Here is a 22,756-nt window from a genome sequence, read left to right on the forward strand (position 1 = left end):
AAATTGTGAATGGCAGAATACAGGGCGCCTATGAATGCTGCTTACAATAACTGATGTCCATAAATCATATGCAAACGGTCGACCGATTTTGAACGGAGTATCTCTGTCGTTAGACCATGGCCAAACGCTTGCCCTAACCGGGGAAAGTGGCAGTGGCAAAAGCACGCTTCTAAATCTCGCAGGTGCGCTGGACATATTCGATGCGGGCGAAATCTCACTGGGCGGAACCAACCTGTCTACACTAGACGATACCGGGCGCGCAGCCCTTCGGCGCGAGCGTGTGGCGCTGGTATTCCAACAGTTCAATCTGATCCCGTCGTTGACGGTCGGCCAAAACCTGTCCTTCCATGCCAGGCTTGCCAGTAAACATGATCCGGACTGGTGCGATCATCTTGCTGACAAACTGGGATTGCGGGACCTGCTGGACCGCTTTCCCGAGAACCTGTCAGGCGGCCAGCAGCAACGCGTTGCCATCGGACGCGCCCTTGCGCCGCGCCCCAGTCTTTTGCTCGCGGATGAACCAACAGGAAATCTGGATGAGGTCGCAAGCACTAATGTATTGGATTTGATGCTTGCGCTGGTCGCCGAAACCAGCGCCGCCCTGCTTTTGGTGACACATTCGCAGGACATCGCGGCCCGTCTGGATCGGCAGGTCCGCCTGTCCGGCGGCCTAATCTCGTGACTTTGGCCATCATACAGGCGTTGGTGTCGCACTGGCGTGCCCATTGGCTTCAGCTGTTAACCTTGTTGACCGGCATTGCGCTTGCGACCGGGCTATGGTCGGCAGTTCAAGCCATAAATTCCGAGGCCCGGGCAAGCTATCAACGGGCCAATGATCAACTCTCATTTGGTCAATACGATGAATTGCACGCCACCTCGGGGAATTTGACGATCGACCATTATGTCAGCTTGCGTCGGGCTGGCTGGCAGGTCGCTGCGGTGCTTGAGGGGCGTTGGCGCCATAGCGGGCGCAATCTGCAGGTCATGGGGGTCGACATGGTCGCCTTTCCACCCCTGCCCGCCCTTAGCCGTCTGGAACAAAGCGATACGCCGCCCGATCCCGCAGACATGCTGACCGCGCCCGGCAGGATACTGGTCGCGCCGGAACTGGCCCAGGTTCTGGAGCAAGCCAGCGACCTGCCGCCGATCCTGTCCAGCGACGCGCTGCCGCCTGATCTGGTCTTTACCGATATTGGCATCGCCGAACAGCTGCTTGACAAAAAGGGGCAGATTTCACGTCTGGTCATCCTGCCTGATCAACCCCGAGCGATCCCTCCGCTTGAGCAGATCGCTCCTGATCTGACACGAATTGCAGCCTCAACCAGATTGGACACGGCTCAACTGACAGAGAGCTTCCACCTCAACCTCTCTGCCTTCGCGCTTTTGTCCTTTGCCGTTGGGCTGTTCATCGTCCATGGCACCGTCGGGTTGGCTTTTGCGCAGCGCCGAGCGATCATCCGGACAATCCGTGCGCTGGGCGTATCGATGCGCCGGATCATCTGGATCATCCTGGCCGAACTGTCGCTGTTGGCCCTGATTGGAGGGGGCGCCGGTCTGGTCCTGGGGTTCTTGCTGGCCGGGGCCTTGCTGCCCGACGTGGCATCCACACTACGCGGGTTGTATGGTGCACCAGTTGAAGGTCAGCTATCGCTTCAACTGCACTGGGTTCTCGCGGGCTTGGCCATGGCCCTGTTCGGAACGCTCTTGGCCAGTTCTCAGGCTTTGTTCCGATTGGCTCGGCTGCCGCTGTTATCAAGCCCGGGTCCGCAGGCCTGGCGGGGGGATGACACTGCAACCAAAAGATTGGCTCTGATCGGAGTATTCCTGATTGGGTTGGGGATCGTTTCAATCTTTGTGGCCGACGGTTTGGTCGCAGGGTTCGTGCTGGTTGCCGGAATCCTGACGGGTTCTGCGTTGATTTTACCGTTTCTCTTGCTGATCGCAGTAACCGGACTTCAGAAGCTACAGAACGGCCCGGTCAGACAATGGGTATTCGCCGACATGCAGGCGCAACTGCCCGGTCTCTCTTTGGCCCTGATGGCATTGATGTTGGCATTGGCCGCGAACATCGGCGTGGGCACCATGGTGTCGAGTTTCCGGCTGACATTTACCGGGTGGCTTGACCAACGACTGACATCAGAACTGTATATAACCGCATCCGACGAACAACAGGCGCAGGACATCAAGAAATGGCTGCTGCCTCAGGTCGACGCCGTTTTGCCGATCCGCAGCGTCGAGCTGTCGCACGGAAGCGGCCCCTTGTTTCTTTACGGGGTGGTGAACAATCCGGTTTATCAAGAAAACTGGCCGCTGATCGCCTCAGTGCCCGGAGTATGGGATCAGGTGATGTCCGGAACCGCCGTTCTGATCAACGAACAGCTTGCGCGCAGATCCAGTCTGTGGCCCGGAGATCAAATCACGCTCCGCCCGGGTCACAAGCTGGTCATTGCAGGGGTCTATTCTGATTATGGCAATCCAACCGGACAAGCCATCGTGTCGATGGAGCTTTTGGAAGACATCGCACCCAATACCGAGGAACGGCGATATGGCGTTCGCATGCCCCCTGATCAAGCCAGCGATGTTGCCGAAAGGCTTCGGGCGGAATTTGACCTTCCTCCGCAGGCAGTCGTTCATCAAGCTGACATGAAGGCCCGATCCACGGAAATCTTCGAAGACACATTTGTGGTGACCTCTGCGCTGAATATCCTGACGCTCGGGGTTGCTGGATTTGCAATTCTGACCAGCCTGCTGACGCTTTGGACGCAACGGCTTCCACAGATCGCGCCGGTCTGGGCGCTTGGCCTGACGCGGGCGCAGCTGGCGCGGTTTGAACTGACGCAGAGCGTGCTTCTCGCCTCTCTGACCGCTGCGCTGGCCTTGCCGCTTGGGTTGGTTCTGGCCTGGACGTTGCTGACGGTCATCAATGTCGAGGCGTTTGGCTGGCGGTTACCAATGTACCTATTCCCAAGCGACTGGTTCTATCTATTTCTTCTGACCTTACTGGCCGCTGTTATCGCCGCTGCGGTTCCAGCCCTTCGGTTGCTGCGCATCCCGCCTGCCGAGTTGTTAAGAGTGTTTGCCAATGAACGCTAAAGCCTGGTTCCTAATTCTGGCCCTGCTATTGCCCGCCCAACTTCGGGCGCAGGGCTTTTCCGGTCTTGGAGGTGAGGCCGACGGGTTCGACGTCCCCCAGCTTGGGTATCAGTTGAGCTTTCCGCAGGATCACGGTCCCCATCCCACTTTCAAGATCGAATGGTGGTATCTGACCGCAAACCTGAAAGGAGAAGACGGGCGCGATTACGGTGTGCAATGGACGTTGTTCCGCTCGGCGCTGAAACCCTATGAAGAGCAATCCTGGCAAAGTCCGCAGTTGTGGTTGGGCCATGCCGCCTTGACCACTCCTGATGCCCATTACTTTGCTGAACGTCTGTCGCGGGGCGGTATCGGTCAGGCCGGGGTAACCGCCACCCCATTCGAAGCCTGGATCGACGAATGGTACATGCGCGGAACCGACTTTAATGCGCTGAAGATTAGGGCCAACGGTTCTGAGTTCGGATACGATCTGTCAATGCGCGCAACGGGGCCTTTGGTCTTTCACGGGGATGCCGGGTATTCGGTCAAGTCTACGCAGGGGCAGGCAAGTCATTACTATTCACAGCCGTTTTTCGACCTGACAGGCACAGTGCATCTGCCGGATGGGGATGTTGCGGTAACCGGACAGGGTTGGCTGGATCGGGAATGGTCCTCGCAGCCCTTGGCCGAGGATCAAAGCGGATGGGATTGGTTCTCGCTCAGCTTTGAAGGCGGCGACAAGCTGATGGCCTTTCGCCTGCGAGGAGAGGCTGAGGATTTCACCTCTGCCACGTGGATCGGCAATGATGGCGAAACCACCGCGCTTGCCGATGGCTCTGTTTCTTTTGAACCGCTTCAGACCGCTCATGTCGCCGACCGGGATATCCCGATTGAATGGCGTGTCACACTCCCCGCCCGCGGGGTGGATATTGTCGTCAGCGCCCTGACACCCAAAGCCTGGATGGCAACCCGCTTTGCCTATTGGGAGGGGCCCGTTACGGTCTCAGGCAGCCATTCAGGCCGTGGCTATCTTGAAATGACCGGGTATTAGATCATCGCACCACGTAGACCGAGACTGTCGAATGCCGCACGACGCGCGCAGCATTCGGACCCAGCAGGTAATCCTTGAAGTCCGGCTTATGCGCCCCAATGACGATCAGGTCAGATCCGGCGCTTTCTGCGGTTTTCAGGATCTCCTGATAGGCCGTGCCCGTGGCCACCACATGGCGGATCTTTTCATTGCGCTCACTGCCCAATGTTGATGCGCACAGCTCAGTCAGTTGTTTCTGCGCCTCGGCCAAAGCCTTTTCATGGAAATCCGCCTGGAAAAAGCCGGACACCCAGCTTTCTCCAAAATCGGGCAGAACACTGACCACATCCAGCTGCGCCCCCTCCAAATCGGCCAATGCAGCGGCCTTTTGAAGGACCGGGCCATCAATTTTGCCATTGCTGATATCAACAGCACACAGAACAGAACGTGTCATGCGGGCACCCCTTGTCTGGCGGCACGGCCGCGTTGCAGGAAGGCGATCAGACCCAACAGGATCATCGCCGGGATATAAACCAGCTGCTTGGGTGGCTGGCTTGACGGCAGGCTGACCGAGGTCAGGCGCACGGCCTCATCCCCGTAATAGTCGAAGATGCTCAGATCATCGGCAACAGGCGCGCCGAACAGCGGCTCTTCCAGCTTGATCAGACCGTCCTCTTCGATCAGCAGTAGACCCATCGCATCAACCCGTGCAGGACCGCCGTCTTCGTCGCCGACAGAGACGACAACCGTGGTATCCACCATCTCAAGCGTGTCGAAATCCGGGCCGCTGATGACCAGACGCACCTCGGTTCCGGGCGGTGTTTCCCCGATCGTTTCGGTGAAAGCTGCCGGTTCAACGGTCTGATATGGGGGTGAAATCCTGTCCATAAAGTAATCCGGACGGAATAGTGCGAAAGCAACCGCGACCAAGGCAACGCTTTCATAGATCCGGCTGCGGGTCAGGAAGTAGCCCATCGTGCCCGCCGTAAAGACAAGGATCGCTATCGTCGCAAATATCGCAACGATTATCCCTTCGACCCAGGTCACATCAATCAACAGAAGGTCTGTGTTGAAGATGAAGACAAACGGCAACGCGACCGTGCGCAGGCTATAGAAGAAGGCGATGAATCCGGTCTTTATCGCATCGCCCCCCGATACGGCAGCAGCGGCGAAACTGGCCAGCCCCACAGGCGGCGTCACATCCGCCATGATGCCAAAGTAGAAGACAAACAGATGCACCGCGATCAGCGGCACAATCAGCCCGCTCTGCGCGCCCAGCTCCACGACCACACCGGCCATCAAAGAACTGACGACGATATAGTTCGCAGTGGTCGGCAGGCCCATGCCCAGGATCAGGCTGAGGATACCGACCATGATCAGCATCAGGATCAGATTGCCGCCAGACAGGAACTCGACCAGATCGGCCATCACTTGGCCCACACCGGTAAGGGTAACGGTTCCCACGATCACACCCGCCGTGGCCGTCGCCAGCGCGATACCGATCATGTTGCGCGCGCCGTCGATCATGCCCTGCCACAGATCCGCGACACCGTCGATGAACGCGTTGTAGAGGTTGCTTTGCCCCCGGAACATCGCCTTCAGCGGTTTCTGCGTCAGCAGGATCACAAACAGCAAGGACGTGGCCCAAAAGGCCGAAAGACCGGGCGATTTCTGTTCAATCATCAGGAAATAGACCAGCACGATGATCGGCAGAAGGTAATGCAGACCGGCCTTGTAGATCTCGCTAATGACCGGCAGCGTCACCTCTTTGGCATTCGGGTCATCGGGTTCCAGATCGGGCACCTGTGCGGCCAGATACAGCAGCGCCACGTAAATTGCGCAGATGATCAGGCTGAGGACCAGACCGGCCGAGTTCGGCATCCAATTTGTCACCGCCTCCACAGGGAATTGAGAGCCATAGCAGAGCCCAGCAAAAACAATGAAGAACGAGAACATACCAACCACGGTACGTGCCAGCTTCACTTCGCGGTCGCCCAATGTGGGCATGTTCCGCTTTACGGCTTCGAGATGCACGATATAGACCAGAGCAATGTATGAGATCGCCGCTGGCAGGAAGGCGTGGGTGATCACCTCGACATAGGAAATACCCACATATTCTACCATCAAGAAGGCTGCAGCGCCCATGACGGGTGGCATGATCTGCCCGTTCACCGAACTGGCGACCTCGACCGAACCTGCTTGTTCGCTGCTGAACCCAACACGTTTCATCAATGGAATGGTGAAGGTACCAGTGGTCACAACGTTTGCGATGGACGAGCCCGAGATCAGGCCGGTCGCAGCTGAGCCCACAACCGCCGCCTTGGCGGGGCCGCCGCGCAGGTGACCCAGCGCGCCAAAGGCCATCTTGATGAAATAGTTCCCTGCCCCGGCCTTATCCAACAAGGCGCCAAACAGAACAAACAGGAATACAAACTTGGTCGAAACACCCAAGGCGATACCGAACACGCCCTCGGAGGTGATCCACATGTGGCTCATCGCCTTTTTCAGGCTAGCGCCTTTCCAGCGGATGACTTCGGGCACCCATTCGGATGATCCAAAGAAGACATAGGCCAAAAAGATCGTCGCAATGATCGCCATCGCCGGGCCAAGCGCACGGCGCGCGGCCTCGAACAACAGCAATAGCCCACCCAGCGCGATCCACTTGTCAGTGTTGTCTGCCAGCCCTCCGGCATCGACGATCTTGGTATAGAAGAAATATCCGTACAGCGCCACAAACGCGCCCAGAAGGCCCATGATCCAATCTTGCACAGGGATATAATCCCGTGGGCTGGATTTCAGCGCCGGATAGGCTGCAAAGGCCAGAAACATAGCAAAGGCCAGGTGAAACTGACGCGAATTGTTAACCACGCTGCCGGGCAACACATAGTTCGCCAGGGGCGAAGCAAGTACGACCTGAAAGATCGACCAGATCGCCGCCACGATCGCAAGGAAAACGCCTACATTCCCAACCGGATTACGCCCTCCGGCATCTGAAGATGCGACCAGATCCTGTAGTTCTTCTTCGGATAGCGGGCGGTTCGATTGTGTCTCGGAACTCATGAAAATGTCTCCCCGTCGTGGCCATTTGCGGCCTTCTGAATCACCCGCTTGATACGGGTTTTGTGCGGGGCGCCCGACGGGCACCCCACGTCAGGTCTGGCTTATTGAATCCAGCCTTTTTCTTTATAGTACTTCTCGGCACCCGGATGCAGCGGGGCTGACAAGCCGTCCGCGATCATCTCTTCGGGCTTGAGGTTGGCAAATGCCGGGTGAAGCTTTTTGAAGTCATCGAAGTTCTCGAAAACCGAGCTGACAACCGCATAAACCGCATCATCCGACACGTCCGCCGAAGTCACGAAGGTCGCGCCAACGCCGAATGTCGCGGTATCACCATCCGACCCGCGGTACATGCCGCCGGGAATGGTAGCTGTACGGTAGAACGAGTTGTCGTTGACCAGCTTGTCCACGGCCTCGCCGCTGACATTGACCAGAACCGAGTCGCAAGCCGTCGTGGCTTCTTGAATCGAGCCCGAGGGGTGACCCACGGTATAGACCATTGCGTCAATCTGGTTGTCGCACAGGGCTGCGGACTGTTCCGCCGCTTTCAGTTCGGTCGCCAGTTCGAAATCGTCAGTGGACCAGCCCATTTCGCCCAGCAGAACCTCCATGGTGCCACGCTGACCGGAACCGGGGTTACCGATATTTACGCGCTTGCCTTTCAGGTCTTCGAAATTGGTCACACCGGAATCGGCACGGGCCACAACGGTAAACGGTTCGGGGTGAACCGAGAAGACGGCGCGCAGGTTTTCAAACGGGCCGGCCTCTTCGAATTTCGAGCTGCCGTTATAGGCGTGGTACTGCCAGTCGGACTGCGCGACACCAAACTCCAGCTCGCCTTCGCGAATGGTGTTGATGTTGTACACGGAACCGCCGGTCGATTCGACCGAGCAGCGCACGCCATGTTCCTTGCGCCCTTTGTTGACCAGACGACAGATTGCACCGCCAGTTGGGTAATACACCCCGGTCACGCCACCTGTGCCGATCGTGATAAACTCTTCGGCATAGGCCGCAGGCGCCATCAGAGCCGCCGTGACAACCGCGCCGAGGCTAAGCTTGCTGCTGTTTTTCATAAGTGAACTCCCATTATTTTTCTGGTGGGAGACACATCAAAGCGCCGGATAAATGGCCCTGCGATATGCAACAACGCCCGCTATGCAGCAGGCATATCTTTGATTTTTCAGAATCTCCCAACCCGTAAGAGGTTTCATTCTGAGCATTAGCTTGTCAAGGCCAGCAGGTCACCAAAGCAGGCGTATCCTCAGATTTGACAAGCCCCCCTGAATTTTCCCCGCCTTTGAAGCTTTTCTTGCGCATCTGCCCCGCAGTGACCGCAAACACATCCAATTATGCGCTTTTGACATCGGAAATTCTGACCAGAACGCGAAAGTGTGAGTTGGGAATGCGAGCAATTAGAACTGCCGGAAAGAAAAAACAGAAGGCAGGTTCCCCTAACCCTCTGTTTTTACTTTGGTACCCAAGGCCGGACTCGAACCGGCACGGTATCACTACCGGGGGATTTTGAATCCCCTGCGTCTACCATTCCGCCACTTGGGCCACGGACACTGAATTAGCGTTCAAAATCGAGAAGGTCCAGAGGCAAAAAACACCCTGATTGAGGAATGTTCCAGCCTGCAAGGTTGACGGCCTGCGGGGCGCATGATTTGGCTTACCCAACACATGTACAGGGAAATTGCACCTGATGCTGCGACCTCTTTATGACTGGACCATTCGTCTGGCAGAACACCCGAATGCCTTGTGGGCGCTGGCTATTGTTTCCTTCATCGAAAGCTCTTTCTTTCCGATACCGCCGGACGTTCTGATGATTCCCATGATCCTTGCCCGACCCTCCCGGGCCTGGCTGATTGCTTCTGTAGCACTGGTAGCTTCGGTTTTGGGCGGAATGTTAGGCTATGCAATCGGCGCGTTCTTTTATGAAAGCCTCGGTCAGCCCATCCTTGAATCCATGGGCAAAGCCCACGCCATGGAAGAGTTCAACACACGGTTCAATGACTTTGGTTTCTGGGCTGTTCTGGCCGCTGGGGTTACGCCTTTTCCCTATAAGGTCATCACCATCATGTCCGGCTGGACAGGGATGCCCCTGGGCACCTTCATTGCCACCTCGATTCTGGCCCGAGCGATACGGTTTTTCATTGTCGCAGGTTTGCTTTGGGGCTTCGGAGAGCCGATCCGCAGCTTTATAGAAAAGCGGCTGGGCCTAATGTTTTCCCTGTTTATCATCCTTCTGTTTGGCGGTTTCCTAGCGGTGAAATTCTTATGACACGACGAAATTTACTGATCCTGATTGCGACGCTTGGGTCTATGGCGTTGTTACTTGGCGCCTTTGCCTTTCAGTATCTTGGTGGGCTTCCACCTTGCAAACTGTGCATTTGGCAACGCTATCCACATGGCGTCGCCATCCTGATCGGCGCTGTGGCGCTGGCATTGCCACGACATTCTGTCTTGCCCCTATTGGGTGCACTGGCGGCGCTGACCACTGCGGTCATTGGTGTCTATCACGCTGGTGTAGAACGCGGTTTGTGGGAAGGTCCGTCAAGCTGCACATCAAGCAGCATCGGCGGTCTGTCGGCAGAAGAACTGCTGGATCAGATCATGTCGGCACCACTGGTACGCTGTGATGATATTCCATGGGAGTTTTTTGGTGTTTCCATGGCCGGATGGAATGCCGCTTTGTCTTTCGTTCTGGTTCTGCTCTGGTTCGCCGCGTGGCGTGAAGGCCGTTAGAGCTCGTCCAGTTCCGCATCCCAATAGAGAAAGTCGATCCAACTGTCATGCAGGTGGTTCGGCGGGAATTTACGTCCCACGTTGCGCAACGCCTCGGCATCCGGCTGGCGCGGCGGTTTGCGCAGCGACATTCGTGCCTGCCGCAGTGATTTCGACCCTTTGCGCAGGTTGCAAGGGCTGCAGGCCGCCACAACGTTCTGCCAGCTTGTTACGCCCCCCGCAGCGCGTGGGATAACGTGGTCAAAGGTCAGATCACCACGGCTGCCGCAATACTGGCAGCGGAATTCGTCCCTCAGAAATAAATTAAAGCGCGTGAAGGCCACGCGCTTTCTGGGTTTTACATAATCTTTCAGCACAACGACCGAGGGTATTCGTATCTCGGTGCTCGGGCTGCGAACAACTTCGTCATATTCGGCGACGATATCCACCCTGTCCAGCCAGGCAGCTTTTATGGCCTCCTGCCACGGCCAGAGCGATAGTGGATAGTAGGACAAGGGGCGGTAATCGGCGTTCAAAACCAATGCCGGATGATGCTTGAGCGCACCGGGTTCCCTGACAAATTCGGTCCTGAAGTCTCCGTCCATATCAGAATCGCTCCACGCTCTGCTCTGCCTCTTTTGACATCAGAGCGGAGAACCCCCGCCCCGGCCTTAGCTTTACTATATATCGTGTTAAAGCTCTGACAAGCCCTGAGTTTCCACAATATCTCGGGGATTGAGTATTCCGAATCCGTAACGGGCCGATGACAGTTATCCACAGGTTGCACCAATTCGATCGCCGGGCTATGGCGGGTGAATGTCCTGGTTCATCCGCTTCAATAAACCATTCAATGTATTGCCGCAGTTCACGGATCGCGCGAATGCGGAGTCTCCGCGCAGTACGCTGTCGGATTTCATTGATCTGCCGGACGTGTATCCGGCCGGGCGATTGGACCGTGATAGCGAAGGTTTGATGCTGTTGACGGACAATGGCCGTCTGCAGGCGCAGATTGCCGACCCCAAACATAAAATGGCCAAGACCTATTGGGTGCAGGTCGAAGGGCTGCCTGACGCCGCCGCCCTGAAGGCGCTGCGCGAGGGTGTTGAGCTGAAGGACGGCATGACCCGCCCCGCCAAGGCGCGATTGATGGATCAGCCCGACGAGTTATGGCCACGCGATCCGCCGATCAGAGTGCGGCAGACAGTGCCGGATTGTTGGGTTGAATTGGTCCTGCGCGAAGGCCGCAACCGGCAAGTGCGCCGAATGACAGCGGCCGTGGGGCACCCGACCCTGCGCCTGATCCGCGCCCGGATCGGTGACTGGACATTGGACGGGTTAGAGCCCGGAAAGTGGGACAGCCTGCCTGCACCAACCCTGAGCTCACCCCCACCACAAAAACGGGACCGGCGCCCGCGTCGGTGACCGAAACGCCCATTTGTGCTAGGATACAGGGATGAAGGTAACACCTGACATTCCGCAGCCAACTGGCCTTTTAGAGGCGTCACTTTATGTGGGCGACCTGGATGCAGCAGAGCATTTCTATGGTGATGTTCTGGCGCTAGAGCAAATCCAGCGCGTCGCCAACCGGCATGTGTTTTACAGGGTGGGCGGTTCGGTGTTGCTGCTGTTCAACGCGGCGGAGACGAAAAAGCCGCCGAGCAACCCGCGCCTGCCCGTTCCCGCACATGGCGCCGAAGGTCCAGGCCATGTCTGCTTTGCCATGGCGCGCGCCCAAATCGAGATGATGCGCAAACACCTGATTGACTGGAACGTGCCGGTAGACGCTGAATTCGAATGGCCGAACGGAGCATTGTCACTCTACGTTCGCGACCCGTCCGGAAACTCCATCGAATTCGCCGAGCCCACCTTATGGGGTTAGGATCACCGCAGCGGCTTCTTGTCGCCGCCGGTGATGCGATAGATCTGACTTTCGGTCACTCCGACCGTGCCCAGAACCTCCTGAAACCTCGCCTTATGCGGCGTGGCAAAATGCGCCTCGAGCGCGGCCTGGCTTTCCCATTCTTCGTAGATCCGAAACCGATTGGCATGACCCAGAATTTGGCTGAACTCATAAACCAGACAACCCGGTTCCTTGACTGTCTCGGCGACCATCTCTTGCGCGGCTTTGGCAGCTTTTTCAACACCTTCCGGCGCGACTTCAACTGTTCCCGTCACGATCAGCACAGCGTGTCCTTCCTCAGTTCATACCGTTTGGAAATCCGGTCGACCGGCGTTCCATCCTTTAACGGGACACCATAAGCCACCGAGTAATCCCGAAACCCCATCTTGCCATAATATCCAAGACCAGGGGCATTGTCGGCGCGAATGGTTGCGTTGAGATATTTCAAGCCGAGCCTTGCCGCAAATTTGGACGTTTCTGCAAACAGGGCACGCCCTGCCCCTTTCAAATGCGGTTCACGGCGCGAGAATGTGGCGATATCCCCGCAATCGTCGGGAAGCCTGTCATTCACCCCTAGCCATTGAAACCCGGCGACCTCTCCGGCCTGATCCAGCGCCACGTGGCAGCATATCTTATCCTGCCCCTCCAGATAGCTCTGCGCAAACTGCGCTTCAGAGAAAGGGGTTTCATTCGCGGTCGTACCACCAATGGCGATGATCTGGTTGAGCAAATCGCAAGCTGCTGCGACATCCTCGGGCATCATGGGGCGGACCGCAATCATTGCTTAAAGGCTCAGCTTGTCACGCATGAAAGCCAGTGCGACGCTAAGACCATCCGGGGCAATACCGTGGCCGGTGCCCTTCATGACATGGGCATAGACCTCTTTGAACTCAGCTGCTTGCAGGGCCTCGGCGGCTTCGGGCAATGATTGTGGCGGCACGACGTCATCGGCGTCGCCATGTACCAGTAGGACCGGCATGCGGCTGACTGTTTCATCCGGCAACAGATCGGGTTCCAGAAGGCGTCCTGAAATGGCTACTATCCCGGCCACTGGGTCCTCGCGGCGCGGGGCGACATGGAGGCTCATCATCGTGCCTTGCGAAAATCCGAACAGAACCACCTGCTCGGGCAGAACGTCTTCGTCCACCATCAACGCATCGAGGAAAGCGTCGAAGTCATCCGCCGCCATTTCCATCCCGCGGCGCGATTCTTCTTCGGAAGAGCCATCAATCCACGGGATCGGGAACCACTGAAAGCCATTGGGCATACCCGGGATCTGCTCGGGCGCGTCAGGGGCAACGAACAGAGTGTCCGGTAGATGCTCGCCCAACACATCGGCCAGCCCCAGCAAGTCGGCCCCGTTGGCGCCATAGCCATGCACGAACACCACGACCGAGCGTGTATCGCCCGAAACCGGCTCTTTTCGGAGCGCATTCAAAACCCGTGTCATCTGATCCCTTCTCGTTCTTTTGCGACCCGGTAATAGGCCCACAACACCCGCGCTGCAACCGACCGCCAGGGTGACCACGCTTCGGCCATCTGGCGCAGTTCTTTATCCGTAGGGCGCTTGGGTAAATCATAGAGGATGCGCGCGGCCTCTTGCAGCGCAAGGTCGCCCGGCGCAATCACATCGGCACGGCCCAGAGAAAACATCGCGTAAATCTCGGCAGTCCAGACGCCTATGCCTGAAACTTCGGTCAGGATCGCCACAACATCCTCATCAGGTGCGTCGCGTAACGCTTTGTAATCAATACGAGCCTCCGCAAGCGCCCGGGCATATCTGATCTTTTGGCGGCTTAGGCCCACCGCGCGCAAATCCTCATCCTTGGCCCACATGATTTTGCGTGGGCCGGTCAACTTTGCATCCTGCAGGCGTTTCCAAATGGCATTGGCCGAGGCCACGCTGACCTGTTGGCTGACGATCGCGCTGAGCAGCTGGGCAAACCCGTCAGGGCGCCGGCGCAGCGGCAGAGGTCCGGTCTGGTCCATCGCAAAAGCCATGCGCGGACAGATATCCGCCAGCCATTTGGCCCCCTCGTCCACGCAATCGGGGGTTTCAATGATACGTCCGACGGACATGCGCGCTCCGGTAATTTGGTCAGCAGCACGTTAGGGTGCTTTGTCGCAGATGCAACCGTCTTGTATGACCCGGCTTTCATCGCTACGCATTGGCGCATGACAATGACACCCACGATCCCGGATAACAGTCAGGCCAAGCGTAATGTCGCTGTTCTGGTCGCAGCTCAGGCCATTCTGGGATCGCAGATGCCGATGATCTTTATTGTTGGCGGTCTGGCCGGGCAGTCGCTGGCCACCAATGCCTGTCTCGCAACCCTGCCCATCTCGCTGATCGTGCTGGGGTCAATGCTGGCGGCAACGCCGATTTCCGCCATAATGCAACGCTGGGGACGGCGCGCAGGGTTTCTGGTTGGGGCAACGGCAGGTGCCTGCGGGGGTCTGGTTGGGGCCTACGGTTTGTATCTGGCCTCGTTCCCGGTCTTTCTGGCGGGCAGTCTGCTGACCGGCATCTATATGAGCGCGCACGGATTCTATCGCTTTGCCGCCGCGGACACAGCCTCGGACGCGTTTCGCCCTAAGGCAATCTCATACGTCATGGCCGGCGGTCTGGCCGCCGCTCTCATCGGCCCCCAAATCGTTAAGCTGACCTCAACCGCCTATGTGATTCCATTCCTAGGCACCTATCTGGCGGTAATTGCGCTCAACATTCTGGGCTCGGTCTTGTTTTTCTTTCTGGACATCCCCACGCCTGCAAAAGCCGCTGAGGGGGCCCCGACCGGACGCACACGGCTTGAGATGCTAAAGACGCCGCGCATCGCCGTGGCCATCATCTGCGCAATGGTTTCTTATGCGTTGATGAATCTGGTCATGACATCCACTCCGCTGGCAGTGGTTGGTTGTGGCTACACAGCCAATGACGCGGCAGATGTGGTCTCTTTTCACGTTCTCGCCATGTACATCCCCAGTTTCTTCACCGGCCAGTTGATTGCCCGTTTCGGCGTCGAAAAGATCGTAGCTCTTGGTCTGGCAATCCTTGCCGGTGCTGGCGTTGTCGCCTTGCAAGGGGTTGAGCTCGAGAACTTCTTCATCGCTCTGATCTTGCTGGGCGTCGGTTGGAATTTTGGCTTTATTGGCGCGACCACCATGTTGGCGGCATCGCATGATATCAACGAGCGTGGCCGCATGCAGGGTCTGAACGACCTGCTGGTATTCGGTGGTGTAACACTGGCTTCGCTTGCTTCGGGTGGGTTGATGAACTGCTCTGGCGGCTCACCGGTTGAAGGCTGGACCGCGGTAAACCTTGCCATGGTTCCATTGTTGACTCTGGCTGGGGGCGCACTGCTTTGGTTGGTTCTGCGCCCGTCCGATCCCGAAACGGTCTGAGGTCTACCAGCGACCCCGGACCACCTTCCACATCAGTGAAACCCGGCGCCGAACCTCACCCTGCATCAAATTCCCTGCGGCCACGCGATCTGGCTGAGCAATCGCCTTGCGCAACACCCATTCAGATTGCCAACCCGCCAAAAGCGCCGGGCGCGCCTCTGGTGAAATCGCCAGACGCTGTCCCTGTGCGCGCCGTAACCGGTCCAGAGCCTTTTGCGCCAGATCGCGCACTGCATCGGGTGTTCCATCCAACAAAGGAATACGCCCGCGCGCCTCAAGATCCGGGATTGCGCGCAACCAGTTCGCCACACCAACGGCATAGCCAAAATCCCGCAACACAGGCTCGTCGGCCTCACCCAAAGATTGCGCCGACGCCACCATCAAACTGGCCGAGCTGTGATTTAGGTAGGCCTCGAAATGGGCCTCGTCCTCAAAAGGATCGCGATAGATATCCCAGCGCCTTACGGCCACGTATTCGTCCAGCATCGCCGCCAGATGTGGGGAAAGAACCTGCGATAACGGCGTCACGACCTCATGTCGACGCACAGCCGGACCTTCAGCAATTTCCTGCAATGCATCGCGCCACCATTGCAGGCGCATTTCGGCGATCATCACCTCTTGCGTGACCCAGGGCGCTCGGGCGACCTCGACATTCAGCGCATAGATCGGAAACAGAACCGAACGTGCGGCAACCGGCGCGGCCATCGCCGCCATGAACCGGTCCGGATCGGCGCGATGCACCAATGCAGCACAAGCCTTCAGATCGTCATTGAACTGCACCGTCACTCGGCCACCACCGCCCGAGGACGGCAATCCCGTACAAGCTTCCACTGGATCGCATCCAATAGGGCCTCAAACGACGCATCCACTATGTTCGCGCTGACCCCGACAGTTGACCAGCGCCGCCCCTGCCCGTCTTCGCTGTCGATGATGACCCGCGTCACGGCCTCGGTTCCGCCTTGGGTGATCCGCACCTTGAAATCGACCAGATGCATGTCGTCCAATATCCGCGAATACTGCCCCAGATCCTTGGCCAGAGCCTTGGCCAAAGCGTTCACTGGTCCTCGGTCGCTGCCATCTTCGTCCAGAGACTCACTGACCGACAGCTTCTTTTCCCCGTCGACCTTCACCACGACAACCGCCTCGGACAGGCTGACCATCTTGTCGTATTTATTCTTCCGCCGCTCAACCGTGACCTTATAGCGTTTGACCTCGAAAAAAGCGGGCAACTGACCCAGCTCATCGCGCGCCAACAGCTCAAAACTGGCCTGGGCGGTGTCATAAGAATAGCCTTCGGCCTCGCGCTGCTTGATCCGGTCAAGAATGCGCCCCAGCGCCGGATCACCACTTTCCACGCTCAGGCCGGCCTCAGTCAGGCGTTTACGCAGATTCGACTGCCCCGCCTGGTTCGACATCGGGATGATCCGTGCATTGCCGACAGTCGCCGGATCGACATGTTCGTACGTCGACGGATCCTTCAGGATCGCGCTGGCATGCAGCCCCGCCTTATGCGCAAAAGCAGACGCCCCCACATAGGCCGCCTGCTTGCTGGGAACCCGGTTCAGGATTTCGTCCAACATACGGCTGACCCGTGTCAGACCCGCCAAGGCCTCGACGCTGACCCCAATATCAAACTGCGACACATAAGGTTCTTTCAGCAGCAAAGTGGGGATCAAAGCAGTCAGGTTTGCATTCCCGCAGCGTTCGCCCAACCCGTTCAGGGTTCCCTGAACCTGACGCACGCCCGCATCCACAGCAGCGAGCGAGCACGCAACTGCGTTTTCCGTGTCATTATGGGTATGAATGCCCAAACGATCACCTGGCAAGCCTGCGGCAATCACCTCGGATACAACCCGCGACACTTCACCGGGCAATGCGCCCCCATTGGTGTCACACAGAACAACCCAGCGAGCTCCGGCCTCTAAAGCGGCCTTGCAGACCTCAACCGCATATCCGGGATTGTCCCTGTAGCCATCAAAGAAATGCTCGGCGTCAAAAAGCGCCTCACGCCCCTGCGCCACGATATGCGCAACCGAGGCGCGTACGTTCTCGACATTCTCCTCCAGAGTGATCCCCAGCGCCTGGGTCACGTGGTAATCATGCGACTTGCCCACAAGACACACTGCCTTCGTGCCTGCGTTCATCACCGCCGCAAGAACATCGTCATTCTCAGCTGACCGGCCCGCGCGTTTGGTCATCCCAAAAGCGGTCAACCGCGCCGCAGTTTTCGGCGCGGCATCAAAAAACGCATTGTCAGTCGGGTTCGCACCGGGCCAACCACCTTCGATGTAATCCACACCCAACTGGTCCAGAGCCTGCGCGATCTGCACCTTCTCAGCGGTCGAGAACTGCACGCCCTGCGTCTGCTGCCCATCGCGCAAGGTGGTGTCGTAGAGGTAGAGGCGTTCGGTCACAGCATGGCTCCTTCTTAGGCCGCACTTGCATCTAGGTTCGCCCCCATCCTTGGGTCGAAGGCAAACCATTGTTGTTTGTTAGAGTGTCGCGAGCAGTTCTTTGAACTTGTTTTCGCCCTCAACATGAGCAAGCTCTAATTGGAGGCGGGTTTGCGGTACAATATTGCTCTGGCTTTGCTCGATACTTTCATCATTTATTTTTCCGTCCGGGGTCCTAATGACAAGTACCGGCGTCCAAACATATCCAACTTTTGTGTCTTTCACTTCAAAACCTAGCCCCTTTAGAACACGGTCTCTTAGATCAGATCGCAACTCAAAAAGTCGGTTACCGGCCTCTTTGTTGCCCGCCTTCATCAAACTCATCGCTTCCGTTTTGATGTTCGTTAGCAACGTCTGCCATTGCTCGATTTCCCACTCATAGTCGGCTGCATCAAAACTATCCTCAACTTCTGCCCAAGCTCCCATCTCCTCGGTCAACAAGCCAAGTAAATGTCCACTTGCCAACAACGCACCAACCTCTCCATTCGCAGCCAAACGGTGCATTTCGGCCAAGGCGCCCGCCGTGTTTAAATCATCGCTCAACGCAGCGATGACTGCGGGTGCCGCGCTGGCTGTGGGCTCGGTGTGCTTTGTAAGCGTCCGCCACTTCCGCAAGGTCGCTTTGGCTTCGCGTGCCTTTTTCTCGGTCCAGTCCATCGGCTTGCGATAATGGGTCTGTAGGAACACAAAGCGAATTATCTCACCTGGCACTTTCTTTTCCAAAAGGTCGCGCACGGTGAAGAAATTGCCCAGCGATTTGGACATTTTCTTACCCTCGACCTGCAACATCTCATTGTGCAGCCAAACCCGTGCAAACTCGCCATGCGGGTGGGCGCATTTGCTCTGGGCGATCTCGTTTTCATGGTGCGGGAACATCAAATCGTTGCCACCACCGTGAATGTCAAAGCTCTCACCCAACAGCTCATAGCTCATGGCCGAGCATTCGATGTGCCAGCCCGGACGCCCCCGGCCCCATGGGCTGTCCCAACCTGGCAGCTCATCGGTCGAAGGCTTCCACAACACAAAATCCATCGGGTTCTTCTTATACGGCGCAACCTCGACCCGCGCTCCGGCGATCATGTCGTCGACGGACCGGCCCGACAGGGCACCGTATTTCTCTTTCCAACTGTCCACCGCGAACAGAACATGCCCTTCGGCCGCATAGGCGTGACCCTTGGCAATCAGATCCTCGATCATCGCGACCATCTGCGCGATGAATTCAGTGGCGCGCGGCATATGGTCGGGTTTGAGCGCACCAAGCTCACCCATGTCGCGCAGATACCAGCCGATGGTCTCGTCCGACCGTTCTTTCACCAACTCTTCCAACGTCCCCGCGGCCCCCGCCTTTTGGCGTTCCAGGGCGGTCGCGTTGATCTTGTCATCCACATCGGTGAAATTGCGCACATAGGTCACATGATCTGCGCCATAAACATACCGCAGCAAACGATAGAGCACATCAAACACGACCACGGGCCGCGCGTTACCCAGATGGGCACGGTCATAGACGGTAGGTCCACAGACATACATCCGCACATTGTCGGCGCTGATCGGAACGAAATCCTCTTTTGTCCGTGTCCGTGTGTTGTGCAGTTTGATCGTCTTCATCTGTCGGCTCCTAAGAACGGCATAGCGTCTCGCGTTGGCGCGGGCTTAGCAACTTGTCTCAGGGAAGAAAACGAAAGAAACCGGCCCGCTTGATAAATCAGCAGGTAATGCAGCAGATAATGATGCAGGTCATCCGGTTCATGGATCATCCTCTAGCACGGCTATCCCGCCGCGCCAAGCCTTACGTTCTATCATGACCAGGGAGTGATTGGCGAACGCCTTGAATTGGAACAGGAAATTGACGCCATGTTCCGCAAACACCTGACCTTCTTGGTCGTGAATTCGGCAGCTCAGATCATATTCAATCTGGAAATCTTGCTAAAACCGGAATGTCGTACGCAGGTTGAACACATTCGAATCCAGCCCCCCATTCGATCGGGTAACGTCATTGAAATTCTGGCGCAGCGCCTCACCGCTGATGACGAAATTATTGCCAATCGGATAAGCGACACCAATGCCATAAACCGCTGCGGTATCGTTTTCGACCGTGGAATCCACGCGCGCCGCACCGATAACTACATATCCCAACGCATTACCGAAATCGTATCCGCCGCGCAGTTTCAGCCGGGTCATGCTATCCAGACTGCCTTCGCCCTGACCAAGATTCAGCGACAGCCGGTTATACTCAAGCTCACCACCCAACACGAACTTGCCGAAATCAAAGTCATACCCGAGATGAGGACCAAAGGTGGTGTCGCTGCCGCTTGAACCATTCGGCCCGTCTGCATCAGCATAGCCAAAGCTGAATCCCGCATAGGCACCGCTCCAATCCTCGGCCAAAGCCGGTGAGAAGCCGGATGTCGCCAGAGCAACAATTAATGCGATATGCACCTTCCTACGATTCACCAAAAACCTTTCAGCAATGCTTTCGAGTATTCAGATCAATTTGCTACAAACTGGGCCGCATTCGTTAAAAAAGTGTTTAGCCTAGAGGCCCAATTCAAGTAAGCACAGGAATTATAGCAGACTTCGACCGCCTCGGGGAAAAATATCTTTAGGCAACAATCACTTGAGAATTTGCTTCGCTTTTCGGCATCAAGGTCGCAAATAGAACAGATAATGCCGTTCTGAATTGGAACACTGCGGCCACTGGATGAGGAACCAAATGCAGAACGAATTTTGGAAAATCCACCTGATCAGCCGCACAATCGGCGCGGATCGGGGACGTGCTGCCAGGGGGCGGCCGTCAGGCTTTTTGTAAGGCCTCTCAAAATACGTTTCTCACTATTGGATCCTAAACATGAACGACCAACCCCGTAACTCTTCCCGCAGTGGCGGACGTGCTGCGCGTCGTGCTGCCCGCGCATCTGCTCTGCCTGATCATCTGCGCCCTATCCGCCCGGGAATGGAGGGCGGACGCTACAAGCCACTGACTCAGCCACAAGTCGAACGCATTCACGAGGCCGCGCTGCAGGCGCTTGATACCATAGGTCTGGCGGATGCTCCGCAAAGCGGGATCGACTATCTGGTTGGCGCAGGCTGCACACTTGGCGACGACGGGCGCATCCGGTTTCCGCGCGCGCTGGTTGAAGACACCATTGCCAAAGCCAACCGCTCGGTCACATTGTTCAGCCGGGATGGTCAAACTGACCTGGAATTGTCGGGGGCAAAGGTTCACTATGGGACCGCCGGTGCCGCTGTCAGTATGGTTGAAGTCAACGGCCGCGAATACCGCGATTCGACTGTGCAGGATCTGCACGATGCCGCGCGGATTTGCCAACAGCTGGACAACATCCATTTTGTCCAACGCCCGATGGTTTGTCGCGATATTTCCGACAATCTCGAGATGGACCTGAACACGATTTACGCTTGTAGTTCTGGTACTTACAAGCATATCGGCACATCGTTCACCGATCCTAGTTATGTCGCGCCAGCGATGGAATTAATCCACATGATCGCAGGCGGTGAAGACAAGTGGCGCGAGCGGCCATTCATCTCGAACTCGAACTGCTTTGTCGTACCGCCCATGAAGTTTGCCACTGAAAGCTGTCAGGTGATGGAGGAATGCATCAAGGCAGGAATGCCTGTTCTTCTTCTTTCGGCCGGAATGGCAGGTGCAACTGCTCCGTCCACGATCGCGGGCGCCATTGCACAGGCCACTGCAGAATGCCTTGCCGGTTTGGTTTATGTAAATGCGGTAAAGCCCGGTGCTCCGGCGATTTTTGGAACCTGGCCCTTTGGGCTAGACCTTCGGACAGGCGCGATGTCGGTCGGCTCTGGTGAACAGGCCCTGCTCAGCGCGGGCTGCGCCCAGATGCACAAATTCTACGACCTCCCGGGCGGAGCTGCAGCGGGTGCCTCGGATTCGAAGCTTCCGGATATGCAGGCCGGTTGGGAACAGATGTGTTCCAATGTCATGGTCGGCTTGTCCGGTCTGAACATGGTCTATGAAGCCGCTGGAATGCATTCTTCGCTCTTGGGTTTTTGCTTTGAAAGCTTGATCTTAGGAGACGATCTTATCGGACAGGCACTGCGCTGCGTCCGCGGGATCGAAGTAACAGACGAGACATTGGCATTGGATCAGATGGCCGAGGTTTGCCTGGGTGGTCCCGGTCACTATCTGGGTACCGATGCCACACTTGGGCGCATGCAGGCCGATTATGTTTACCCCGCACATGGAGATCGAACGTCTCCGAAAGAATGGGTCGAGCTTGGCAAACCTGACTTGATCGAAAAAGCGACCGCGCGAAAACTGGAAATCCTGTCGACCTCTTCGCCAGCACAGTTCGATCCGGCATTGGATGCGCAGATTCGCAGTAAATTCAACATTCACCTACCCCGATAAACACTTAGAAAGGCGGCCAGAATTTTCGTCTGGCCGCCTTGAAAATTTGTTAATCAGCCGTTTGTAGATGGCAGCAACCCGGCTTCCTGCGCGATTGCAATTTCATCCTGATCCAGCGCGCCGTCGCCATTTGCATCCATTGCTGCAAATCCGTTTGCGTCAACGTCTGGCACGACGGCCTGAACTTCTTCAATTGTCAGAACGCCGTCCCCATTGGTATCCGCCGCAGACTGCGCGACAGCCAAAGTCGGCAGAGCAAGAGCAAGTGCGGAAAATGTGACCAAAGTATTCAGTTTCATTGTGATGCCTCCTGATAGAGTTTGTGTGTTTTGTGTCCGGACAAGCATCAAGAACACGCAATCACCACCAGTTGTCAGCCACTGAGTACCATCGCTTTGATTTCGCGCCAAACTCCGCGTGTTTGCCAGAGTCGCATCCGCGATCTGTCGCTGGGTAAAACTCCCCCAAACACAGTCGGCGGTTCTTGCCCGATGGGAAACAGGCAATATGGCGAGGCTCTGCCGAGTTAACGGCTTTAGAACAAAAAGAAAGGGGGCCGAAGCCCCCTGTCAGTTTCGCCATCCAGGCTCCATTCGTTGACCGCCCGGTGTTTTGTTTGCCTGCGGCCTGGACGTCGCATGGAACGAGCGCACCCGTTCCGTGAAAGAGTGGGAAAGAGCAAATATTCCGCCCCACCCTGTTCCCGGCCAACACGGGCATGTCGGCCG

General features: G+C 57.0%; 22 protein-coding genes and 1 tRNA gene. 9 read left to right on the plus strand and 14 right to left on the minus strand.

The features are described from left to right. Positions 1 to 34: 34 nt before the first annotated feature. Genes AC2FLE_RS04745 through AC2FLE_RS04755 form a run of 3 tightly spaced genes read left to right on the plus strand, consistent with a single transcriptional unit; the run spans position 35 to position 4,123 of the window. Positions 35 to 682, plus strand: coding sequence for an ABC transporter ATP-binding protein (locus AC2FLE_RS04745; protein ID WP_281994586.1), 648 nt, complete (start codon positions 35 to 37; stop codon positions 680 to 682). Beyond that, positions 679 to 3,093, plus strand: coding sequence for an ABC transporter permease (locus AC2FLE_RS04750; RefSeq protein WP_496695528.1), 2,415 nt, complete (start codon positions 679 to 681; stop codon positions 3,091 to 3,093). Before AC2FLE_RS04745 ends, AC2FLE_RS04750 begins: the two co-directional genes overlap by 4 nt. Next, positions 3,083 to 4,123 carry a lipocalin-like domain-containing protein gene (locus tag AC2FLE_RS04755; protein WP_496695530.1) on the plus strand — a complete coding sequence of 347 codons (1,041 nt, stop codon included), beginning with the start codon at positions 3,083 to 3,085 and terminating at the stop codon, positions 4,121 to 4,123. Before AC2FLE_RS04750 ends, AC2FLE_RS04755 begins: the two co-directional genes overlap by 11 nt. Before the next feature lies 1 nt (position 4,124). Here AC2FLE_RS04755 and AC2FLE_RS04760 read toward each other — a convergent pair whose 3' ends face one another. The 4 genes from AC2FLE_RS04760 to AC2FLE_RS04775 form a co-directional block, all read right to left on the minus strand. Continuing rightward, positions 4,125 to 4,556: a universal stress protein gene (locus tag AC2FLE_RS04760; RefSeq protein WP_271947228.1), complete on the minus strand. Its 432-nt coding sequence runs from the start codon at positions 4,554 to 4,556 to the stop codon at positions 4,125 to 4,127. After that, a complete protein-coding gene (locus AC2FLE_RS04765; RefSeq protein WP_496691202.1) occupies positions 4,553 to 7,162 on the minus strand; it encodes a TRAP transporter permease in 2,610 nt (869 codons plus the stop codon). The genes AC2FLE_RS04760 and AC2FLE_RS04765 overlap by 4 nt, the downstream gene beginning before the upstream one ends. A 101-nt stretch (positions 7,163 to 7,263) precedes the next feature. Then, positions 7,264 to 8,232 (minus strand): TAXI family TRAP transporter solute-binding subunit, encoded by a 969-nt coding sequence (locus AC2FLE_RS04770; protein WP_142633669.1) that lies wholly within the window; start codon positions 8,230 to 8,232, stop codon positions 7,264 to 7,266. 398 nt (positions 8,233 to 8,630) lie between these two features. Continuing rightward, a tRNA-Leu gene (locus tag AC2FLE_RS04775) sits at positions 8,631 to 8,716 on the minus strand. 145 nt (positions 8,717 to 8,861) lie between these two features. On the opposite strand from AC2FLE_RS04775, the gene AC2FLE_RS04780 reads away from it, so the two are divergent. Then, a complete protein-coding gene (locus AC2FLE_RS04780) occupies positions 8,862 to 9,440 on the plus strand; it encodes a YqaA family protein (protein ID WP_281972062.1) in 579 nt (192 codons plus the stop codon). Next, on the plus strand, positions 9,437 to 9,904 hold the full coding sequence (locus AC2FLE_RS04785; protein ID WP_496695533.1) for a disulfide bond formation protein B: 468 nt from the start codon (positions 9,437 to 9,439) through the stop codon (positions 9,902 to 9,904). Before AC2FLE_RS04780 ends, AC2FLE_RS04785 begins: the two co-directional genes overlap by 4 nt. Here the strand turns inward: AC2FLE_RS04785 and AC2FLE_RS04790 are convergent. Then, a complete protein-coding gene (locus AC2FLE_RS04790; protein ID WP_496695534.1) occupies positions 9,901 to 10,488 on the minus strand; it encodes an HNH endonuclease in 588 nt (195 codons plus the stop codon). The two genes, AC2FLE_RS04785 and AC2FLE_RS04790, sit on opposite strands and share 4 nt — an antisense overlap. Positions 10,489 to 10,699: 211 nt before the next feature. Between AC2FLE_RS04790 and AC2FLE_RS04795 the strand changes: the two genes are divergently transcribed. Both AC2FLE_RS04795 and AC2FLE_RS04800 read left to right on the plus strand, forming a co-directional pair. Further along, on the plus strand, positions 10,700 to 11,305 hold the full coding sequence (locus AC2FLE_RS04795) for a pseudouridine synthase (protein WP_496695536.1): 606 nt from the start codon (positions 10,700 to 10,702) through the stop codon (positions 11,303 to 11,305). A gap of 31 nt (positions 11,306 to 11,336) precedes the next feature. Then, the gene (locus AC2FLE_RS04800; RefSeq protein ID WP_496695537.1) at positions 11,337 to 11,762 is read left to right on the plus strand and encodes a VOC family protein; all 426 of its coding nucleotides are present in this window, start codon (positions 11,337 to 11,339) and stop codon (positions 11,760 to 11,762) included. Between the two features lie 2 nt (positions 11,763 to 11,764). On the opposite strand, the gene AC2FLE_RS04805 is transcribed toward AC2FLE_RS04800, so the two are convergent. The 4 genes from AC2FLE_RS04805 to AC2FLE_RS04820 are packed head-to-tail and all read right to left on the minus strand — an operon-like array spanning position 11,765 to position 13,862. Then, complete coding sequence (locus AC2FLE_RS04805) at positions 11,765 to 12,067, minus strand: putative quinol monooxygenase (RefSeq protein WP_496695539.1); 303 nt, start codon at positions 12,065 to 12,067, stop codon at positions 11,765 to 11,767. Then, on the minus strand, positions 12,061 to 12,564 hold the full coding sequence (locus AC2FLE_RS04810; protein ID WP_496695540.1) for a GNAT family N-acetyltransferase: 504 nt from the start codon (positions 12,562 to 12,564) through the stop codon (positions 12,061 to 12,063). Before AC2FLE_RS04810 ends, AC2FLE_RS04805 begins: the two co-directional genes overlap by 7 nt. A gap of 3 nt (positions 12,565 to 12,567) precedes the next feature. Then, positions 12,568 to 13,233 (minus strand): alpha/beta hydrolase, encoded by a 666-nt coding sequence (locus AC2FLE_RS04815; RefSeq protein WP_142633653.1) that lies wholly within the window; start codon positions 13,231 to 13,233, stop codon positions 12,568 to 12,570. Next, positions 13,230 to 13,862, minus strand: coding sequence for a DNA-3-methyladenine glycosylase family protein (locus AC2FLE_RS04820; protein ID WP_496695542.1), 633 nt, complete (start codon positions 13,860 to 13,862; stop codon positions 13,230 to 13,232). The genes AC2FLE_RS04815 and AC2FLE_RS04820 overlap by 4 nt, the downstream gene beginning before the upstream one ends. A gap of 96 nt (positions 13,863 to 13,958) precedes the next feature. Here AC2FLE_RS04820 and AC2FLE_RS04825 point away from each other — a divergent pair, with 96 nt between their 5' ends. After that, positions 13,959 to 15,185, plus strand: coding sequence for an MFS transporter (locus tag AC2FLE_RS04825; RefSeq protein WP_496695543.1), 1,227 nt, complete (start codon positions 13,959 to 13,961; stop codon positions 15,183 to 15,185). A 3-nt stretch (positions 15,186 to 15,188) separates the two neighbouring features. On the opposite strand, the gene AC2FLE_RS04830 is transcribed toward AC2FLE_RS04825, so the two are convergent. The 4 genes from AC2FLE_RS04830 to AC2FLE_RS04845 all read right to left on the minus strand — a co-directional run bounded on the left by AC2FLE_RS04830 (position 15,189) and on the right by AC2FLE_RS04845 (position 20,089). After that, on the minus strand, positions 15,189 to 15,965 hold the full coding sequence (locus AC2FLE_RS04830) for a squalene/phytoene synthase family protein (RefSeq protein WP_496696092.1): 777 nt from the start codon (positions 15,963 to 15,965) through the stop codon (positions 15,189 to 15,191). A 2-nt stretch (positions 15,966 to 15,967) separates the two neighbouring features. Next, on the minus strand, positions 15,968 to 17,599 hold the full coding sequence (gene cimA, locus AC2FLE_RS04835; RefSeq protein ID WP_496695545.1) for a citramalate synthase: 1,632 nt from the start codon (positions 17,597 to 17,599) through the stop codon (positions 15,968 to 15,970). A gap of 78 nt (positions 17,600 to 17,677) precedes the next feature. After that, positions 17,678 to 19,243 (minus strand): cysteine--tRNA ligase, encoded by a 1,566-nt coding sequence (gene cysS, locus AC2FLE_RS04840; RefSeq protein ID WP_496695547.1) that lies wholly within the window; start codon positions 19,241 to 19,243, stop codon positions 17,678 to 17,680. A 318-nt stretch (positions 19,244 to 19,561) separates the two neighbouring features. Further along, positions 19,562 to 20,089 carry an outer membrane protein gene (locus AC2FLE_RS04845; RefSeq protein WP_282021221.1) on the minus strand — a complete coding sequence of 176 codons (528 nt, stop codon included), beginning with the start codon at positions 20,087 to 20,089 and terminating at the stop codon, positions 19,562 to 19,564. A gap of 394 nt (positions 20,090 to 20,483) precedes the next feature. On the opposite strand from AC2FLE_RS04845, the gene AC2FLE_RS04850 reads away from it, so the two are divergent. After that, positions 20,484 to 22,028, plus strand: coding sequence for a trimethylamine methyltransferase family protein (locus AC2FLE_RS04850; RefSeq protein ID WP_496695549.1), 1,545 nt, complete (start codon positions 20,484 to 20,486; stop codon positions 22,026 to 22,028). A gap of 53 nt (positions 22,029 to 22,081) precedes the next feature. Here the strand turns inward: AC2FLE_RS04850 and AC2FLE_RS04855 are convergent, their stop codons facing one another. Further along, positions 22,082 to 22,327 carry an EF-hand domain-containing protein gene (locus AC2FLE_RS04855; protein ID WP_496695550.1) on the minus strand — a complete coding sequence of 82 codons (246 nt, stop codon included), beginning with the start codon at positions 22,325 to 22,327 and terminating at the stop codon, positions 22,082 to 22,084. Between the last annotated feature and the right edge of the window lie 429 nt (positions 22,328 to 22,756).

This window comes from Ruegeria sp. CDSA077 (assembly GCF_059612265.1).

Coding starts and splice junctions, on each gene's coding strand:
- AC2FLE_RS04745 (WP_281994586.1), top strand. CDS start 35: ATGCTGCTTACAATAACTGATGTCCATAAATCATATGCAAACGGTCGA.
- AC2FLE_RS04755 (WP_496695530.1), top strand. CDS start 3,083: ATGAACGCTAAAGCCTGGTTCCTAATTCTGGCCCTGCTATTGCCCGCC.
- AC2FLE_RS04760 (WP_271947228.1), bottom strand. CDS start 4,556: ATGACACGTTCTGTTCTGTGTGCTGTTGATATCAGCAATGGCAAAATT.
- AC2FLE_RS04765 (WP_496691202.1), bottom strand. CDS start 7,162: ATGAGTTCCGAGACACAATCGAACCGCCCGCTATCCGAAGAAGAACTA.
- AC2FLE_RS04770 (WP_142633669.1), bottom strand. CDS start 8,232: ATGAAAAACAGCAGCAAGCTTAGCCTCGGCGCGGTTGTCACGGCGGCT.
- AC2FLE_RS04780 (WP_281972062.1), top strand. CDS start 8,862: ATGCTGCGACCTCTTTATGACTGGACCATTCGTCTGGCAGAACACCCG.
- AC2FLE_RS04785 (WP_496695533.1), top strand. CDS start 9,437: ATGACACGACGAAATTTACTGATCCTGATTGCGACGCTTGGGTCTATG.
- AC2FLE_RS04790 (WP_496695534.1), bottom strand. CDS start 10,488: ATGGACGGAGACTTCAGGACCGAATTTGTCAGGGAACCCGGTGCGCTC.
- AC2FLE_RS04795 (WP_496695536.1), top strand. CDS start 10,700: ATGTCCTGGTTCATCCGCTTCAATAAACCATTCAATGTATTGCCGCAG.
- AC2FLE_RS04800 (WP_496695537.1), top strand. CDS start 11,337: ATGAAGGTAACACCTGACATTCCGCAGCCAACTGGCCTTTTAGAGGCG.
- AC2FLE_RS04810 (WP_496695540.1), bottom strand. CDS start 12,564: ATGATTGCGGTCCGCCCCATGATGCCCGAGGATGTCGCAGCAGCTTGC.
- AC2FLE_RS04815 (WP_142633653.1), bottom strand. CDS start 13,233: ATGACACGGGTTTTGAATGCGCTCCGAAAAGAGCCGGTTTCGGGCGAT.
- AC2FLE_RS04820 (WP_496695542.1), bottom strand. CDS start 13,862: ATGTCCGTCGGACGTATCATTGAAACCCCCGATTGCGTGGACGAGGGG.
- AC2FLE_RS04825 (WP_496695543.1), top strand. CDS start 13,959: ATGACAATGACACCCACGATCCCGGATAACAGTCAGGCCAAGCGTAAT.
- cysS (WP_496695547.1), bottom strand. CDS start 19,243: ATGAAGACGATCAAACTGCACAACACACGGACACGGACAAAAGAGGAT.
- AC2FLE_RS04850 (WP_496695549.1), top strand. CDS start 20,484: ATGAACGACCAACCCCGTAACTCTTCCCGCAGTGGCGGACGTGCTGCG.
- AC2FLE_RS04855 (WP_496695550.1), bottom strand. CDS start 22,327: ATGAAACTGAATACTTTGGTCACATTTTCCGCACTTGCTCTTGCTCTG.